Here is a 15866-nt window from a genome sequence, read left to right as displayed (position 1 = left end):
TGTTTCGTCTTGAATCTCAGTTTCCGGGCGGCAATATCGTCGCATCCAAGGGTTAGAACCTCAATGTAACAAAAAAGGCGCCCACCGGGCGCCTAATTCTATTTGATTGTCAACGCGCTTAGTCGCGCTCCACACAAAGGGCAACGCCCATGCCGCCGCCGATGCACAAGGTTGCCAGACCCTTTTTTGCATCGCGACGCTTCATTTCAAACAGCAGGGTGTTCAAAACACGGCACCCCGAAGCGCCGATCGGGTGGCCGATGGCAATGGCGCCGCCGTTTACGTTCACGATCGACGGATCCCAGCCCATATCCTTGTTCACGGCGCAGGCCTGTGCGGCAAAGGCTTCGTTGGCTTCGACCAGGTCCAGATCGTCTACCGACCAGCCTGCTTTTTCCAGTGCTTTGCGCGATGCATAGATCGGGCCGACACCCATGATTGACGGGTCCAGACCGGCGGTCGCATAGGACGCGATGCGCGCCAGAGGTTCGATTCCCCGCTTTTCGGCGTTTTCGGCTGACATCAGCAGCGTCGCGGCCGCACCGTCGTTCAATCCCGAGGCATTGGCAGCGGTGACCGAACCGTCCTTGGTGAAGGCCGGACGCAGTTTGGCCATGGCCTCCATGGTTGCGCCATGACGGATGTATTCGTCCTTGTCCATCACGATGTCGCCCTTGCGGGTCTTGATGGTGAAGGGCACGATTTCGTCTGCGAACTTGCCGGCCTTTTGGGCAGCTTCGGCCTTGTTCTGCGAAGCAACGGCGAATTCATCCTGCATCTCGCGGCTGATCTGCCATTTCTCTGCAACATTCTCGGCAGTCTGACCCATGTGATAGCCGTTGAAAGCATCCCACAAGCCATCGCGGATCATCGTGTCGATATACTTCATGTCGCCCATCTTGTGACCGGCGCGCAGCGCGGCAGCGTGGGGTGACAGCGTCATGTTTTCCTGACCACCAGCCGCGACGATTTCCGCGTCTCCCAGCTGAATATGCTGGGCGCCCAAAGCAACGGCGCGCAGGCCCGAGCCACAAACCTGGTTGATGCCCCAGGCCGCGCTTTCCTGCGGCAGACCGGCGTTGATGTGAGCCTGACGTGCGGGGTTCTGCCCCTGGGCGGCAGTCAGAACCTGCCCCATGATGGTTTCGCTGACTTCGCCTTTTTCCACTCCGGCGCGCTCGACAACTGCTTCCAGGACGGCAGCGCCCAGATCATGGGCAGGTGTGTTCGCAAACGAACCACTGAAGCTGCCAACACCTGTTCGTGCGGCGGATGCGATTACTACGTTGGTCATATGATCAGTCCTTTACCGTCATGGGACAGCGGAATTTCTGACGGCGCAGGTCGAAAGGTGTCCTCTCGAAACAAGAGCGCCCCGTGATCCCCCGCTCAAGTACCCTTGCAATAGCGCAACGCTGCACATGCAGCAACGGGCAGCTTGTCTCAGTGTCGGAAAAGGTAGGAAAATGTCGATGAACAGGCACTCAACTGCCTGTTTTTGATTTGCTTTCCTGCTTCCAGGGTTCCGCAACACTGGGTGCGCCATACAAGAATCCTTGCAGGCAATCCACGCCACTTGCCACCAAGAAAGCGGCATCCTCCTGCGTTTCAACCGATTCGGCCGTCACCAGAATTTCGAATTCACGGGCCACCGCGATCAGGGCCCGCAACAAAGTCTGGTTGTCGGGATCGTTGCTGATGCCCCGCACGAACTGACCATCGATTTTGGCTGCGTCGAACAGAAACTCGCGAAAATGGCGAAAGCTGAAATTGCTGGCGCCAAAGTCATCCAGCGCAAAAGCGATGCCGCGATCCTGCAAACGGTCCATGAAGTCGACAACCAGCTCAGGCACCTGCATGGCCGAGCTTTCGGAAATTTCGAGAATCAAGCGTTCGCCTAATCCGGCATCTCGTTTCAGGAATCTGTCCAGTATTCTGGACCAGTTGGAATAACCGATCGAGCGAGCAGACATGTTGATCGACAGGCGTATTTCCGGGTTCTTCGCCAATGTGCGCAACCCAAGCTCCAACGCGACGCAGTCCAGATCGCGGCCGATAGGAGTGTTTTCGACCTGAGGCATGAATTCGCGTGCCGGGATGACGCGGCCGGTTTCGTCCAGAACCCGAATGAACCCTTCGTAAAACGCGACTCTGTACGGGGCGTGCGCCTGTATCACCGGCTGAAAGGCCAGTTTGCACTGCTTATGCTTCACTGCATCGGTTGCCATCTGCACAACCGAACGATCACGCGTCGAAACTGCCGCGTTCAACGGGCTGTCCGACCCCTCAGGCAGATGTGCCAGTTTTTTGTTTCCCATAAGCGCGGATTCCCATGTGTCCGGGACAGATGTCCGGTCACAGTCTCGGGGCAAAGAGATGAATCTGCGGTTAAGGGTTCGGAAAAATTTCCGCCTCGCGGGCTCAGCGGGCGGATTGCCACGCGCGCGTCAAAGAAGCTGCCGCGCCAAGTATCGCGCCCATCGCACCAAGGGCCATCATTGCAAAACCCAATGCGATCAGGCTTGCGACGGCGCCGCCAAGGGCTGCGAGCATGGCAATCAACAGGCCGAACAGGCCAAAAAAGGTTGAAATGGTTGCCAAACGGTTCATACCGACCCTCGCTCACTCACACACGGCGCCTGTCGTCTGATATGGCGTTCAATGACCGAGATTCAAGGCGCAAGCAGGTTTCAGCCGGCTGTTTCAGGCCTGTTCTGCTTGTCCGCTGGGCAGTTTTTTGTCCAGATGCTCAAAACCTGGCGTTCCGTGGTCTTCCGGATGGCGCGCCAGATGCTTGGCCTTGATCTGCTCCGAATTGTCCCGGCTGCCGTCATGGCTGTACCCGGGTGGCGCAAAGCAGTAGGCCAGCCGCTGTTTCAGGGTCAGACCCGGCTGGGTCGCGTCGTGCCAGATGGCCACCCATTCGTGAAAGGCCACCCGCAGGGGATTGAAAGTGCCGATATTGTGCACCAGGCCATAATCCACCCGGTCGTCCTCCTGCTCGGGGACGAAGGTGCCGAACAGCTTGTCCCAGATGATGAACACCCCGGCATAGTTGCAATCCAGATAGCGCGCGTTGCGGCCGTGATGGGCGCGGTGGTGACTGGGGGTGTTCATTACCGCCTCGAACCAGCGGGGCATCTTGCCGATGGCCTCGGTGTGAATCCAGAACTGATAGATAAGATTGAGGCCACCGACGAACAAAACCATCGCAGGATGGAACCCAAGCAGGATCAGTGGGGCGCGTACGACCATCATGAAGGTGAACGTATAGGTCCAGGTCTGCCGCAGCGCGGTCGTCAGGTTGTAGTGCTGCGAGCTGTGATGGTTTACGTGGCTGGCCCAGACCCAGCGGATGCGATGGCCAAAGCGGTGGACCCAGTAGTAACGCAGATCATCCAGGACAAAGCACAGGATGATAACCGGAATTGACGTACCCAGGTTCATCGGTGTGATCTGCCACAGCCACATGAAAAACGCATAGGCGATAAAGCCCAGCAAAAAGCCCGATGCGATGTTTCCGGCCCCCATGATCAAAGAGGTCACCGCATCGCGTGTTTCATAACGCCCGCCTTTGCCTTTGACTGCGATCCACAGAAACTCGGCCAGAATTGCTACGATGAAAAAAGGAACGGCCCATTGTACCGCATCGGGAAAACTTATCTGGTCTGTCATGCGGGCTCCATCAGGTCACGCCAGTGATGGCGTTCGAAATCGTCCAGTCGGATGAGTGTCTTGGGCACCGAGAATTCGTGAAACAGAATCTCAAAGCCGTCGGGATGATCCAGAAGATCATAGTCCAGCAGATGCCGGGCCACGGTGTCGGCCCCGAAGGACCAAAGCAACCCATTGCCTGAACTGGTGCGCACCACCGCGGCGTGGCCATCATGGGAAACCGTGACGTCGACCACATCGTCGTCCGGAAAGTGACGTGCCCATTGTGATCGTGCGATGTCGGGCGTCAGCATCACCTGCTGCGACCTGCCGGTGAGATGCAATAGCAGGGTGACGCCAGCTATGCCGCCGACGACCAGCGCCAGTAGAATTTCAAGTGGCATTCCATCCTCCTGAGCGCAGAGTGCAAAGGAGTTGAAACTCTGTCAAAGGTGGCGTTGCGTCAGCTGTTTTCCAGCCGTTCCAGTATCTCGTGTTGCACCACACGTTCGACGAAGGGCACCAGCCCCTCGGGGCCGGATGTACGATCCTTCAGATGGATGCAGATATCCGGGCGCCGGGCGGCAATTATGCCCACCATTTCACCACGGATCGTATCGTCAAGCCCCGCGCCCAAGATGGCGCAGGCAATCCGGGGCTCGGCATCCAGCTGTTTTCGAACCTCGTCCGTGTCATGCGCGCCCAGCCACTGAATCGGCAGATGATCCAGTTGCCGTGCCACATCACCGATCACATTTGGCAACCGTCCGATCAAAAGAACCACCGGCTTCATCGTCGCCTCCTTTCTATAAGGTCACAAACGAAAACCGGCCCATTTGGGCCGGTTCGAGTGTATCACAAACAGGCGGAAGCTGCGCCATTCGTCAGCTATTGGATTCCACAAGCGTCGAGATAATCGCCTTCGCACTGTCCGAGTTCCATTCGGCGTCGCCGATCAGCCGGGCGATTTCCTGCCCTTCGGGGTTCAGGATGACCGTGATCGGCAAGGCGATTACGCCGAACTCACGGGCAGCGGCCGAGCTGGGGTCCTGATGACGGGGCAGGTTGGCGATGCCGTTCTCTTCAAAGAACTTCCTGATGCCGGCAGGCGAGTTGCGCCCCGTGGCCAGTGTCAGAACCTGAAACTTGTCGCCGCCGAACTCTTCCTGAAGCTCAGCGATCTGAGGCATCTCTTTGCGGCAAGGCGCACACCAGGTGGCCCAGAAATTCAGCAGCACATATTTGCCCTCATAATCGGCAAGCGTACCGACACCTCCGTCATCTTCCAGCTGGAACTCGATTGATTTGGCGGGTTTTGGTTCCTTGTGCAGGATCAGACGTTTCAGGCTGTCTTCCCGCAGAGGAGCCAGCGTCTCGGCATCGGTCGCCAAGGCGGCATTTGCACCCAGCGCAAGGGCCATATAAAGGGGGATCAGACGAAATAGGCGCATATCAACTCCGGGTTTTCTTACATGACCGATCAATCCTCGAACCAGATGTGGGGCGGCCGCTTTGCCGCCGGTCCAGACGCGATCATGGAGGCAATCAATGCCTCGATCGGGTTCGACCGACGGATGGCAGCCCAGGACATTGCAGGCTCGCGCGCCCATGCGGCCATGTTGGCTGCCACAGGCGTCATAAGTGATAGTGATGCGCAGGCCATTCGGGAAGGGCTGCTCACCGTTTTGTCAGAAATCCAGAACGGAGAATTCCAGTTCTCGACCGCGCTGGAAGACATCCACATGAATGTCGAGGCGCGGCTGAAAGAGATCATCGGAGAGCCCGCAGGCCGTTTGCACACAGGTCGGTCACGCAATGACCAGGTCGCAACCGATTTCAAACTCTGGGTTCGTGAGCAGCTGGACGCGGCGGAATCCGGTCTGCTGGCCCTGATCCGCGCGCTTTTGGCGCAGGCCGAGGCCAGGGCTGATTGGGTCATGCCGGGCTTTACCCACCTGCAAACGGCGCAACCCGTAACTTGGGGCCATCACATGATGGCCTATGTCGAGATGTTTGGCCGCGACCTGTCTCGCGTCCGCGACGCACGGGCCCGGATGAACGAATCCCCGCTGGGTGCTGCGGCGCTGGCCGGAACGTCCTTCCCCATTGATCGCCATATGACGGCGCAGGCGCTGGGCTTTGACCGCCCCGCCGCTAACTCGCTGGACGCTGTCAGCGACCGGGATTTTGCATTGGAGTTCCTGTCGACCGCCTCGATCTGCGCCGTCCATCTGTCGCGTTTTGCCGAGGAACTTGTGATCTGGTCGTCGGCCCAGTTCCGTTTTGTGACACTGTCGGATCGGTTCTCGACCGGATCGTCGATCATGCCGCAGAAGAAAAATCCCGATGCGGCAGAGCTGATCCGCGCCAAGGTGGGGCGAATTTATGGGGCCAACACCGCGCTGATGATGGTGATGAAGGGCCTGCCGCTGGCCTATTCCAAGGACATGCAGGAAGACAAGGAACAGGTCTTTGACGCCGCCGATAACTGGATGCTGGCGCTGGCGGCGATGGAAGGCATGGTCAAGGACATGACCGCCAACCGCGACAGCCTGGCCGCTGCGGCGGGTTCGGGTTTCTCGACTGCAACCGATCTGGCCGACTGGCTGGTGCGGGTGCTGGGCCTGCCCTTCCGCGACGCGCATCACGTCACAGGATCGCTGGTGGCCATGGCCGAGGGTAAGGGCTGCGACCTGCCCGATCTGACGCTGGACGACATGCAATCGGTCCATGCCGAGATCACAAATGACGTCTACTCTGTCCTTGGTGTCGAAAATTCTGTAAACTCACGCCAGTCCTATGGTGGCACGGCACCGGATCAGGTGCGTGCTCAGGTTGAACGATGGAAGGCAATGGTGTGATGACCGTGCTGCGTGCGATCCTGATTGCAGGGTCCGGCCTTGTGCTGGCCGGATGCGGAGCCGACGGCGAGCCCGTTCAGCCCGCGCCCGCTCAGCCAACTGTCAGTGCAACCGTCGGTGTCGGCTCTGGCGGAGCGTATGTAGGCGGTGGCGTAGGTCTGAGCCGTGGGCCGCTGGGCATCTACCTGGGATTCTAAGCCACTTTCATATTGCGCATCGGTTTTATATCCACCAACGTGAGGTGGCATGTCGGTGCGCATGTCATCCAAAGAAAAGATACTGAAATGAGAACACTAGGACTGTTTCTGGTATTTGCGGCTTTGACGGCTTGCGAACCTACATCGGCAAGACGCCCGGATCCTGCGGCAGAGCCCAAGCAATCGGGCACCGGAGTTTCGATCTCGGGCTATGGCCGGGTTGGAGTTTCGACCCGAAATTAAACTTTGTCGATGGGTTCGGAATCCATTGATCCGAAGCCATCTTCTGGTCTAAGCGCGCAGACATGGATCATTTTCTCTACCGCGACGGCGCGCTTTTCGCCGAGGATGTCCCTGTCTCCGAAATCGCTGCTGCGGTCGGAACGCCGTTCTATGTCTACTCCACCGCAACCTTGCTGCGGCATTTCCAGCTGTTCGACGATGCGCTTGACGGCACGGACCACATTGTCTGCTATGCGATGAAAGCGGCCAGCAATCAGGCGATCCTGAAAACTCTGGCGCAGGCGGGCGCGGGGATGGATGTGGTCTCGGGCGGGGAATACCTGCGCGCCAAGGCGGCGGGCGTTCCGGGCGACAAGATTGTGTTCTCTGGCGTGGGCAAAACGGCGGATGAGATTCGTACCGCACTGACCGGTGGCATCCGTCAGTTCAACGTCGAATCCGAGCCCGAGATGGAAGTGATCAATGCCGTAGCACTGGAATTGGGTGTGGTTGCTCCGATCACGGTCCGGGTGAATCCGGATGTGGATGCCAAGACCCATGCCAAGATCGCGACCGGCAAGTCCGAGAACAAGTTTGGCATTCCGATTGCCCGTGCCTCGGAAGTTTACGCCCACGCCGCCAGCCTGCCGGGGCTGGAGGTGATTGGCATCGACGTCCATATCGGCTCGCAACTGACCGAGCTCGAGCCGTTCGAGCTGGCCTATACGAAAGTGGCCGAATTGACCGAGCAGTTGCGGGCAGAAGGCCACAACATCCGTCGTCTTGATCTGGGCGGTGGATTGGGCATCCCCTATACCCGCTCGAATGACGCGCCGCCGCTGCCGGTGGAATATGGTGCGCTGGTCAAGAAAACACTGGGCCATCTTGGCTGTGAGATCGAGATTGAGCCGGGTCGGCTGATCGCGGGCAACGCCGGGATCATGGTCAGCAAGGTCATCTATGTGAAATCAGGCGAAGGTCGCGACTTTTTGATCCTTGATGGGGCGATGAATGACCTGATCCGCCCGGCAATGTACGAAGCTTACCACGATATCGTCGCGGTGCAGGAACCTGTCGCCGGTGTGGAACAGCGCCCTTATGACATCGTGGGCCCGGTCTGCGAATCCGGTGACACTTTTGCCAAGCAGCGCAACATGCCGCCGCTGAAATCGGGTGACCTGATCGCCTTTCGCAGCGCGGGCGCCTATGGCGCGGTGATGGCCAGCGAGTACAATACCCGCCCGCTGATCCCCGAAGTTCTGGTCAATGGTGATCAATTTGCAGTCATTCGTGAACGACCAAGCTTTGACGAAATCATAAACCGCGATACCATACCTTCATGGCTTTGACGCGATGACCGCGCGGGCCTAACCCCGGAGGCCCGTTTTGCCCAACCGCTCAAACCTGCCCATTCCGCGCCTGTCTGTGTGGCTGACCCATGTCGGCTTGGTGGCAGAACAGGTGTTGCGCGCGTTCTGGCCGGCGTTCTCGATTGTACTTGTTCTGCTTGCGGCATTGATGCTGGGGCTTCAAGATGTTGTTTCCGTGGAAATTGTCTGGGCGGTCGGTGCGCTGTCCCTGGGGTTGTTTTTGACGGCTGCGGTGCTTGGCCTGAGGGTTCTCAAGTTGCCTTCGCGCGCCGAGGTTTTGATGCGGCTGGATGAGACGTTGCCGGGGCGCCCAATTCAGGCCTTGATGGATGATCAGGCCATCGGTGCGGCTGATCGGGATTCCGTGGCGCTGTGGCAAGCCCATAAAGCCCGGATGGCGCAGCGGGTCGCGACGGCCGAGGCCGTGAAACCAGATCTTCGGCTGGCATCGCGGGATCCTTATGCACTGCGCTACGCCGCATTGCTGGCGTTTGTCGTGGCACTGGTTTTCGGATCTTTGTGGCGCGTGGGGTCTGTGGCGGACATGGCCCCGGGCACTGCCGCCGCCGGGCAGGGGCCGACTTGGGAAGGATGGGTCGAACCCCCGCGCTATACGGGCCTTCCAACGCTGTATCTTGCGGACCAAACGGATGCAGAGCTTGCCGTTCCCAAGGGCAGCCGCGTTACCTTGCGGCTTTATGGTGAGGTTGGCGCACATAGTCTGACGGAAAACAGCTCGGCCCTGGGGGCCGAGGCGGCGACCGACCCCGAGCAGGAGTTCGTGGCAGAACGCTCCGGCCAGTTGCGCATCGACGGGCCTGCGGGGCGGGAATGGGCCGTTGAGATCATTGACGACACCGCACCACAGATAGCCGTGGCCGGATCGGCTGAGGCCGAAGCGGGCGGGCAGATGAAGCTGCCATTCGTCGCAGGAGATGATTATGGCGTGGTTTCAGGCTCTGCCCTGATCGAGCTGGATCTGGCTGCCGTTGACCGCCGCTATGGTCTGGCGGCAGAGCCGGAACCACGCGAAGCGATCGCGGTTGAACTGCCTATGCCGATCACCGGCGACCGGGCGGATTTTGCAGAAGATCTGATCGAGGATTTCTCGCAACACCCATGGGCGCATTTGCCGGTCCGGATCACCTTGATGGCCTCGGATGCGGCGGATCAGCAAGCGTCTTCCGAACCTTATGTGACCGACCTTCCGGCCCGTCGGTTCTTTGATCCGCTGGCCGCTGCGGTGATCGAACAACGGCGCGATCTGCTTTGGTCGCGGTCCAATGCGCCTCGGATCGCGCAGCTGCTGCGGGCTGTGTCTCATCTGCCAGAGGACCTGTTTCGTTCGGAAACTGCCTATTTGCGTCTGAGGGTCGTACTGCGGCGGCTTGAGACCTTTGATCAATACGGGCTGAAACCCGAACAGCAGGCAGAAATCGCCCAGGCCCTCTGGGATCTTGCCGTGTTGATCGAGGACGGCACGCTTGCGGATGCGCTGGAACGGATGCGGCGCGCGCAGGAACGTCTGACCGAAGCAATGAAGAACGGGGCCAGCGACGAGGAAATCGCGGAACTGATGCAGGAACTGCGCGAAGCGACTCAGGATTACCTCCAACAGCTGCAACGGCTGGCTCAGCCAAATGGCGAAGATGGCGAGCGTCAGCCGGGCCAGAACGGCGAGTCCCTGCAAATGACGCAAGATGATCTGCAACGCATGATGGACCGCATTCAGGAACTCATGGAACAGGGCCGGATGGCCGAAGCCCAGCAGGCGCTGGAAGAGTTCCAGCAGATGATGGAAAACATGCGTGTGACTCAGGGCCAGGGCGGAGGGCAGCAGTCCGAAGGTCAGCAGGCCATGGAAGGTCTTGCGGAAACTCTGCGCGAACAACAAGGGCTGAGCGATCAGGCCTTCCGTGATTTGCAGGAACAGTTCAATCCAGGTGCTCAATCCGGTGAAAGCCGGGGCAATGAGGGGCGTAATGGCGGGCAAGGGCGCGGGCAAAGCCACGAAGGTCAGGGCGGTCAGGGGGAAGGCTCGGATCAGGCTGGCGGAGGCCAGCAGGGTCAAGGCTCACTTGCGGACCGGCAGCAAGCGCTGAGAGATGAGCTGAGCCGCCAGCAACAGGGGTTGCCCGGTGCCGGTACGCCCGAAGGCGACGCCGCGCGCGAGGCGCTGGATCGGGCCGGGCGCGCCATGGACGAGGCGGAACAGGCCCTGCGTGGGGATGATCTGGCCGAAGCCATCGACCGACAATCCGAGGCGATGGAAGCCCTGCGCGAAGGGATGCGTTCGCTGGGTGAGGCGATGGCGCAGAACCAGCAGAACCAGCCAGGTCAGGGAACGCAGGATGGCGACATGCAAGCCAACAACCGCGATCCGCTGGGCCGAAACCCGGGTGCCGCTGGTTCGATTTCAACGGATGAGAATTTGCTGCAAGGCGAAGACGTGTATCGCCGGGCGCGGGAACTGCTGGATGAAATCCGGCGCAGAACCGGGGAATCGGACCGCCCTCAGATCGAGCTGGAATACCTGAAACGTTTGTTGGAGCGGTTCTAGACCTCAGTTCTGGGCACCGGATCCAGCCTGTGCTTCCAGCCAGATGCGCGCCTGATCCACAAGCGACACGTATGAGCTGAGCAGCGGGTCGGCCTGAGGGACTGCTTCGCTGATCTGTTGGGCATTGCCATAGATCAGATACAGAACCACGCCGATGATCAGCATCAACGCAAAACCGCGCAGGAAACCGCCCGATTTGCGGGCTGGCTGCGCGGCCTCGTCCGACTCATCTGATCGCATGGTCGAATTGATGGCTTCGACATCCGGCAGTGCGTCTTTCTGCCCGGCATCGACAGCGGTTTCCGAAGTCGAAGGCCGCTTGGGGCGCACCTTGGGTTCTGGTGGCGTATCCAGCCCCAGATCGGGCTGGCTCTCGAGGCTGCTGCCTTCCTGCGAACGCAATTCCGCTTCGCGGGCAGCTTCCTCTTTCAGAATGCTGGCGACGGAAGGATCGACATTCCCGGTGGACGCGGCGGGTTCTTCAACTTCTGGCTTGTCTTCGGATACCGCTTCTTCAACAGGACCCGGTTCAGCGTCCTGCGGAGCGTCGACCACGTCGGGCGATGTGTCATCCTGTTCGGGGGTTTCCGCTTTTTCGTCCGGTGCGCCTGCGGCTTCGGCAGGGTGCTTCGCTTGAAACCACGTCTGATCACAGTTGGAACACTGTACGTCGCGGCCTTCCTCGGGGATGACCTCGTCAGGAACCTCGTACTGCGCGCTGCAATTCGGACATGTAAGACGCATGCTGCCTCCTCGGCCGGGCGAAGGGCCGATAATAGTTTTTTCAGGAATGATATTCGGTTAAGACCCAACAGCAAAGAGCGTTTTCGGTTTCACGGGTCAAGTGTCACCAATTGGACTCGGTAGAGCCATTGAAACCATCACCATGCTCGGGCAAGAAGAGCGGCAAAATAACGGGGGCACGTGTGATCGAGCTGGAAAATGTCAGCTACACCTACGGTGGCGGCGAATTGCTGAGTGACGTCTCGGTGCAATTGCAGCCGGGTTCGTTTCACTTTCTGACCGGGCCTTCCGGGGCGGGCAAGACCACGCTGCTCAAGCTGTGCTATGGTGCCCTGCTGCCGAGCTCAGGGCGGTTGAGCGTGTTTGACCAGGATATTTCAACCCTTGATCGCGACCAGCTGGCCGTATTGCGTCGCCGCGTTGGTGTCGTGCATCAGGATTGTCAGTTCCTTGACCACATGACGCTTGCCGAAAACGTCGCGTTGCCGCTGATGGTGTCCGGGCGTTCGGAAACATCCGAGCAGGAAAACCTGACCGAGCTGCTCAGCTGGGTGGGTCTTGGCGCCAGGCTCGAAGCGCTCCCGCCCGAACTGTCCGGTGGCGAGCGGCAAAGGGCTGCTCTGGCCCGTGCCGTCATATTGTCGCCTGACATGGTTTTGGCGGATGAGCCGACAGGCAATGTTGACTGGGAAATGTCGCAACGCCTGCTGCGTCTTTTGATCGAACTGAACCGGATGGGCAAAACCGTCCTGATCGCCACCCATGATCTGAGCCTGATCCGCGCGGCCAAAAGCCAGGTACAGGCCCGTGTCTTGCGTATTTCGCAGCGCAAGCTGCAACTGGCGGGGGCGGATCTATGATCAGTCCTGACCTCAGAAATCTGTTGCGGGGCGACAAACGGGCAGACCGGGTTGTTCCCCCAACGGGGTACACGGCGCACCTGACCCTGTTTGTCGCGGGTGCGATGGCGTTTCTGGCAGTGTTCGCCCTGGCCCTGTCTCTGGCGTCGGGGCGCATTGCGGATCGCTGGGCCTCGGAACTGGCCGGCGCCGCAACCCTGCGCATCAACGCGCCAGCGGAACAGCGTGCAGCCCAGACCGAGGCGGCGCTTACCGTTCTGGGCCAGACGCCTGGCGTGGCCTCGGCCCGTGCTTTGACGCAGGAAGAGCAAGCGGCGTTGCTTGCCCCTTGGTTCGGGCCGGATCTGCCGCTGGATACGCTGCCCGTGCCGCAGCTTATCGAGATCATTGAAACCGAACCGGGAATTGATGTGGCCGGGTTGCGTTTGCGACTGGGGGCCGAGGTGCCGGGCGCCGTACTGGATGATCATACGCGGTGGCGGGAGCCTTTGGTTGATGCGGCAATGTCTCTGCGTCGTCTGGGGTGGATTTCGATCCTGCTGATCGGCGGTGCGACCGCTGCCATGATTACCCTTGCCGCCAATGCGTCGCTTGCCGCAAATGCCCAGATCATCGAAGTGCTGCGCCTGGTCGGTGCACGCGACGGTTTCATAGCAGGCGCATTTGTAAGGCGGTTTACATATCGCGCATTCTTCGGGGCTTCGGTCGGCACATTGCTGGGAATGACCGGTGTTCTGATGCTGCCCGAAGCCTCGGAAGCGGGTGGTTTTCTGGCCGGTGTCGGCTTTCAGGGCAAAGACTGGGTGTTGCCGGTTCTTATCCCGATCCTTGGTGCAATGGTCGCGTTTTTTGCCACCTGGGCTGCGGCCCGACGCAAATTGAAGGAGCTTTCCTGATGTTGATGGCTGTTCAATGGGTTCGGTCAGTGATCTTCATGATCGTGATCTACGCCTGGATGCTGATCCTTGGCATTGTCTTTCTGCCCTATGCGCTGTTTTCCAAGGCTGGCGCCCTGAAGGCGTGCAAGACCTACGCGCGCAGCACCATGTGGCTAGCTCGTTGGATGGTTGGCATTCGGTGTGAAGTGCGGGGTACGGTTCCAACGAATGAAGTGGTCATAGCCGCAAAACACCAGTCTTTTCTTGATATCATCATCATTTTTGATGCCATTCCGCACGGCAAGTTCATTATGAAGCGTGAGCTTTTGTTTACGCCCGTCATCGGAATGTATGCGCGGCGACTTGGCTGTATTCCGGTCAATCGCGGCAAGCGCGGTGCTGCCGTGACCAAGATGGTCAAGGATGTATCGAAAGAGTTTTCGGAACCCGGGCAGCTTGTGATCTACCCGCAAGGGACACGTGTGGCGCCCGGTGCGAAGAAACCCTACAAGGTTGGAACAGCCGTTCTTTACGAAGGGCTCGGCTTCCCCTGCGTTCCGGTCGCGACGAATGCCGGCGTCTTCTGGCCCCGAACGGGTGTCATGCGCAAACCGGGCCTTGCGATCGTCGATTTCCTCGACCCAATCGAGCCGGGTGTTGGCCGGGACAAATTCCTTGCCCGGCTGGAAGATGTGATAGAAACACGTTCCAACGAGTTGATGCGGGAAGTGGGGTTTGATCCGGATGGAGCACATTCGTGACATTGAAACGCTTGAAGCGTTGTATGGTCGGCCCGGTGCTCCGTCCTTGCGAAAGGTCGTTCATCAACTGACGCCTCTCTATCGCAAGTGGATCCTCGCATCGCGCCTCTGTGTTCTCAGCACAGTTGGCCCTGAAGGTGTGGATGGCAGCCCTCGGGGCGATGATGGCCCGGTGGTGAAAGAGCTGGATGCGAATACGCTGGCTCTGCCGGACTGGCGCGGCAACAAACGTCTGGACAGTCTGCGCAATATCGTGCGCGACCCACGTGTTTCGCTGATGTTCCTTGTTCCGGGGTCCAACAACGTCGTTCGGGTGAACGGGTTGGCGCGGGTAACAGCGGATAAGAGCCTGCGGCATCAATTCGAGAAGGTCGGCAAACGCCCGGCAACCGTTATCGTCGTTGAAATCGCCGAGATATACAGCCAATGTGCCCGTGCTCTGATCCGGGCGCGTATCTGGTCCAGCGGTGATGAAAGCGGCCATCTTCCCACGATAGGTCAGCTTCTGTCCGAGGCATCGGGTGGTGCGGAAGGCGGCGCGCAATATGACGAGGAATGGTCTGCACGCGCCGCAAAAACGATGTGGTAGATCTGGGTGCCAGCTGTGGTTCAAACCGCAGCGGCCCCGATCCTGGATACTTTTTCCACCCAGCGATCTACGCTGCCGGGCTTGGGATAACTTGCACCGGAAAAATAGGTGAAACGGGTTGGTTTGAAGCCGACGAACCCAAGGATCTGGTCCCGTACCTGACGGATAAGCGCCTGCCGGTATATCAGGCGCATGAACCATCCCGGCGTATCTGACGTCAGGATGACGCGCGCGGTGCGCCCTGTCAGCATCGGGGCCGGGAACCCGATCTTGGTGGTGTTCCGTGTGTCAAACGTTCGTCCCGGAATGAACATTCGGTCGATCAGTCCTTTGAGTTTGGCTGGAAGGCCGCCCCACCACATAGGGGTGGTCAGGACCAGATGGTCGCTCCACTCAAAGTCTTGCAGCACTTGTTCCAGAACCGGCTCAAGCGGTTTGAAGTCGTGATAATTGCCCTGACCGAAATCAAAATCGAATTGCAGATCGCTCAGATGAACCAAACGCACATCGTGCCCGTTTTTGCGGGCCGCGTCTCTGTACGTTTCGGCAAATGTGCGTGACAGGCTGCTTTCCGCGGGGTGTCCGTCAAGGATGAGAATCTTTTTGTGTTGCATCGGGTATCTCCTGAAAAATGACCGTGGTCAGTTTATAGAATCAAAAAATGACCACGGTCAATATAAATTTGACCACGGTCAGAAACTATGCGATTGAGCGATATGCAAAAGACAATTCAGAAACGTACGATCAAGACCCGCGCCAAGCTTCTCTCGGCTGCTGAAGAGGTCATCCGCAAAGGCGGATATGAAGCGTTACGGGTGGAAGAGGTCGTAAAGGCCGCGGGGGTCGCGAAGGGCACGTTTTTTGCGCATTTTCACGACAAGGATGCGCTGATGGAAATTCTGACCGCAGACAAGCTGAACGCCTGTCTGGATCAGGCCGAGGCCGGAACACCGCCCAAAACTGTTGCAGAAATCATCGCGGCGCTGGAACCTGTTCACAGTTTCATGACGTCCGAGCGATATGTATTCGATCTGTTGATCAGGTATTCCGGTGCGACGGCTGTCGCCGAAATAGGACCGGTGGCCTATTGTTTTGAGCGGTATTTCCGCATCGTGATGCTGTGGCTCGAAGATGCAGAGGTGCGCAAGGACGTGCCACCCGAGCTATTGG

Annotated in this window: 19 protein-coding genes; 10 read left to right on the top strand and 9 right to left on the bottom strand. The window is 59.1% G+C overall.

From position 1 onward, the window contains the following. Positions 1–118: 118 nt before the first annotated feature. From AC2FNN_RS12560 to AC2FNN_RS12530, 7 genes are all read right to left on the bottom strand, one after another. A complete protein-coding gene (locus AC2FNN_RS12560; protein ID WP_170346332.1) occupies positions 119–1294 on the bottom strand; it encodes an acetyl-CoA C-acetyltransferase in 1176 nt (391 codons plus the stop codon). Positions 1295–1484: 190 nt separating this feature from the next. Next, positions 1485–2318: an EAL domain-containing protein gene (locus tag AC2FNN_RS12555; protein ID WP_496758912.1), complete on the bottom strand. Its 834-nt coding sequence runs from the start codon at positions 2316–2318 to the stop codon at positions 1485–1487. Between the two features lie 103 nt (positions 2319–2421). Continuing rightward, positions 2422–2610 carry a hypothetical protein gene (locus AC2FNN_RS12550; protein ID WP_496758911.1) on the bottom strand — a complete coding sequence of 63 codons (189 nt, stop codon included), beginning with the start codon at positions 2608–2610 and terminating at the stop codon, positions 2422–2424. A 93-nt stretch (positions 2611–2703) separates the two neighbouring features. Beyond that, positions 2704–3675, bottom strand: a complete 972-nt coding sequence (locus tag AC2FNN_RS12545; RefSeq protein WP_496758910.1) for a sterol desaturase family protein — start codon at positions 3673–3675, stop codon at positions 2704–2706. Further along, positions 3672–4058 (bottom strand): hypothetical protein, encoded by a 387-nt coding sequence (locus AC2FNN_RS12540; RefSeq protein ID WP_496758909.1) that lies wholly within the window; start codon positions 4056–4058, stop codon positions 3672–3674. Before AC2FNN_RS12540 ends, AC2FNN_RS12545 begins: the two co-directional genes overlap by 4 nt. A 59-nt stretch (positions 4059–4117) precedes the next feature. Beyond that, positions 4118–4447 (bottom strand): hypothetical protein, encoded by a 330-nt coding sequence (locus AC2FNN_RS12535; RefSeq protein WP_152456810.1) that lies wholly within the window; start codon positions 4445–4447, stop codon positions 4118–4120. A gap of 91 nt (positions 4448–4538) precedes the next feature. Then, positions 4539–5105, bottom strand: a complete 567-nt coding sequence (locus AC2FNN_RS12530) for a TlpA disulfide reductase family protein (RefSeq protein WP_496758908.1) — start codon at positions 5103–5105, stop codon at positions 4539–4541. Positions 5106–5126: 21 nt separating this feature from the next. Between AC2FNN_RS12530 and argH the strand changes: the two genes are divergently transcribed. From argH to AC2FNN_RS12505, 5 genes are all read left to right on the top strand, one after another. Next, positions 5127–6515, top strand: coding sequence for an argininosuccinate lyase (gene argH, locus AC2FNN_RS12525; RefSeq protein ID WP_496758907.1), 1389 nt, complete (start codon positions 5127–5129; stop codon positions 6513–6515). Further along, on the top strand, positions 6515–6712 hold the full coding sequence (locus AC2FNN_RS12520; protein WP_496758906.1) for a hypothetical protein: 198 nt from the start codon (positions 6515–6517) through the stop codon (positions 6710–6712). Before argH ends, AC2FNN_RS12520 begins: the two co-directional genes overlap by 1 nt. An 87-nt stretch (positions 6713–6799) precedes the next feature. After that, positions 6800–6955, top strand: coding sequence for a hypothetical protein (locus tag AC2FNN_RS12515; protein ID WP_496758905.1), 156 nt, complete (start codon positions 6800–6802; stop codon positions 6953–6955). 62 nt (positions 6956–7017) lie between these two features. After that, positions 7018–8283, top strand: coding sequence for a diaminopimelate decarboxylase (gene lysA / locus AC2FNN_RS12510; protein ID WP_496758904.1), 1266 nt, complete (start codon positions 7018–7020; stop codon positions 8281–8283). 37 nt (positions 8284–8320) lie between these two features. After that, positions 8321–10864 carry a TIGR02302 family protein gene (locus AC2FNN_RS12505; protein ID WP_496758903.1) on the top strand — a complete coding sequence of 848 codons (2544 nt, stop codon included), beginning with the start codon at positions 8321–8323 and terminating at the stop codon, positions 10862–10864. Between the two features lie 3 nt (positions 10865–10867). On the opposite strand, the gene AC2FNN_RS12500 is transcribed toward AC2FNN_RS12505, so the two are convergent. After that, on the bottom strand, positions 10868–11608 hold the full coding sequence (locus AC2FNN_RS12500; protein WP_496758902.1) for a zinc-ribbon domain-containing protein: 741 nt from the start codon (positions 11606–11608) through the stop codon (positions 10868–10870). Positions 11609–11790: 182 nt separating this feature from the next. Between AC2FNN_RS12500 and AC2FNN_RS12495 the strand changes: the two genes are divergently transcribed. The 4 genes from AC2FNN_RS12495 to AC2FNN_RS12480 are packed head-to-tail and all read left to right on the top strand — an operon-like array spanning position 11791 to position 14696. Continuing rightward, positions 11791–12468: a cell division ATP-binding protein FtsE gene (locus AC2FNN_RS12495; protein ID WP_496758901.1), complete on the top strand. Its 678-nt coding sequence runs from the start codon at positions 11791–11793 to the stop codon at positions 12466–12468. After that, positions 12465–13364: a cell division protein FtsX gene (locus AC2FNN_RS12490; RefSeq protein ID WP_496758900.1), complete on the top strand. Its 900-nt coding sequence runs from the start codon at positions 12465–12467 to the stop codon at positions 13362–13364. The genes AC2FNN_RS12495 and AC2FNN_RS12490 overlap by 4 nt, the downstream gene beginning before the upstream one ends. Then, positions 13364–14107, top strand: a complete 744-nt coding sequence (locus AC2FNN_RS12485; protein WP_496758899.1) for a lysophospholipid acyltransferase family protein — start codon at positions 13364–13366, stop codon at positions 14105–14107. The genes AC2FNN_RS12490 and AC2FNN_RS12485 overlap by 1 nt, the downstream gene beginning before the upstream one ends. Then, positions 14091–14696 (top strand): pyridoxamine 5'-phosphate oxidase family protein, encoded by a 606-nt coding sequence (locus AC2FNN_RS12480; protein WP_496758898.1) that lies wholly within the window; start codon positions 14091–14093, stop codon positions 14694–14696. Before AC2FNN_RS12485 ends, AC2FNN_RS12480 begins: the two co-directional genes overlap by 17 nt. Positions 14697–14716: 20 nt before the next feature. Here AC2FNN_RS12480 and AC2FNN_RS12475 read toward each other — a convergent pair whose 3' ends face one another. After that, complete coding sequence (locus AC2FNN_RS12475; RefSeq protein WP_224854633.1) at positions 14717–15310, bottom strand: NAD(P)H-dependent oxidoreductase; 594 nt, start codon at positions 15308–15310, stop codon at positions 14717–14719. Positions 15311–15412: 102 nt separating this feature from the next. Between AC2FNN_RS12475 and AC2FNN_RS12470 the strand changes: the two genes are divergently transcribed. Then, positions 15413–15866: TetR/AcrR family transcriptional regulator (locus tag AC2FNN_RS12470; protein ID WP_496758897.1), on the top strand; the 454-nt coding region annotated here is incomplete at its 3' end.

The sequence above is a fragment of the Ruegeria sp. BHSA118 genome (assembly GCF_059613405.1).
This window is presented reverse-complemented; position numbering and strand designations above follow the sequence as displayed.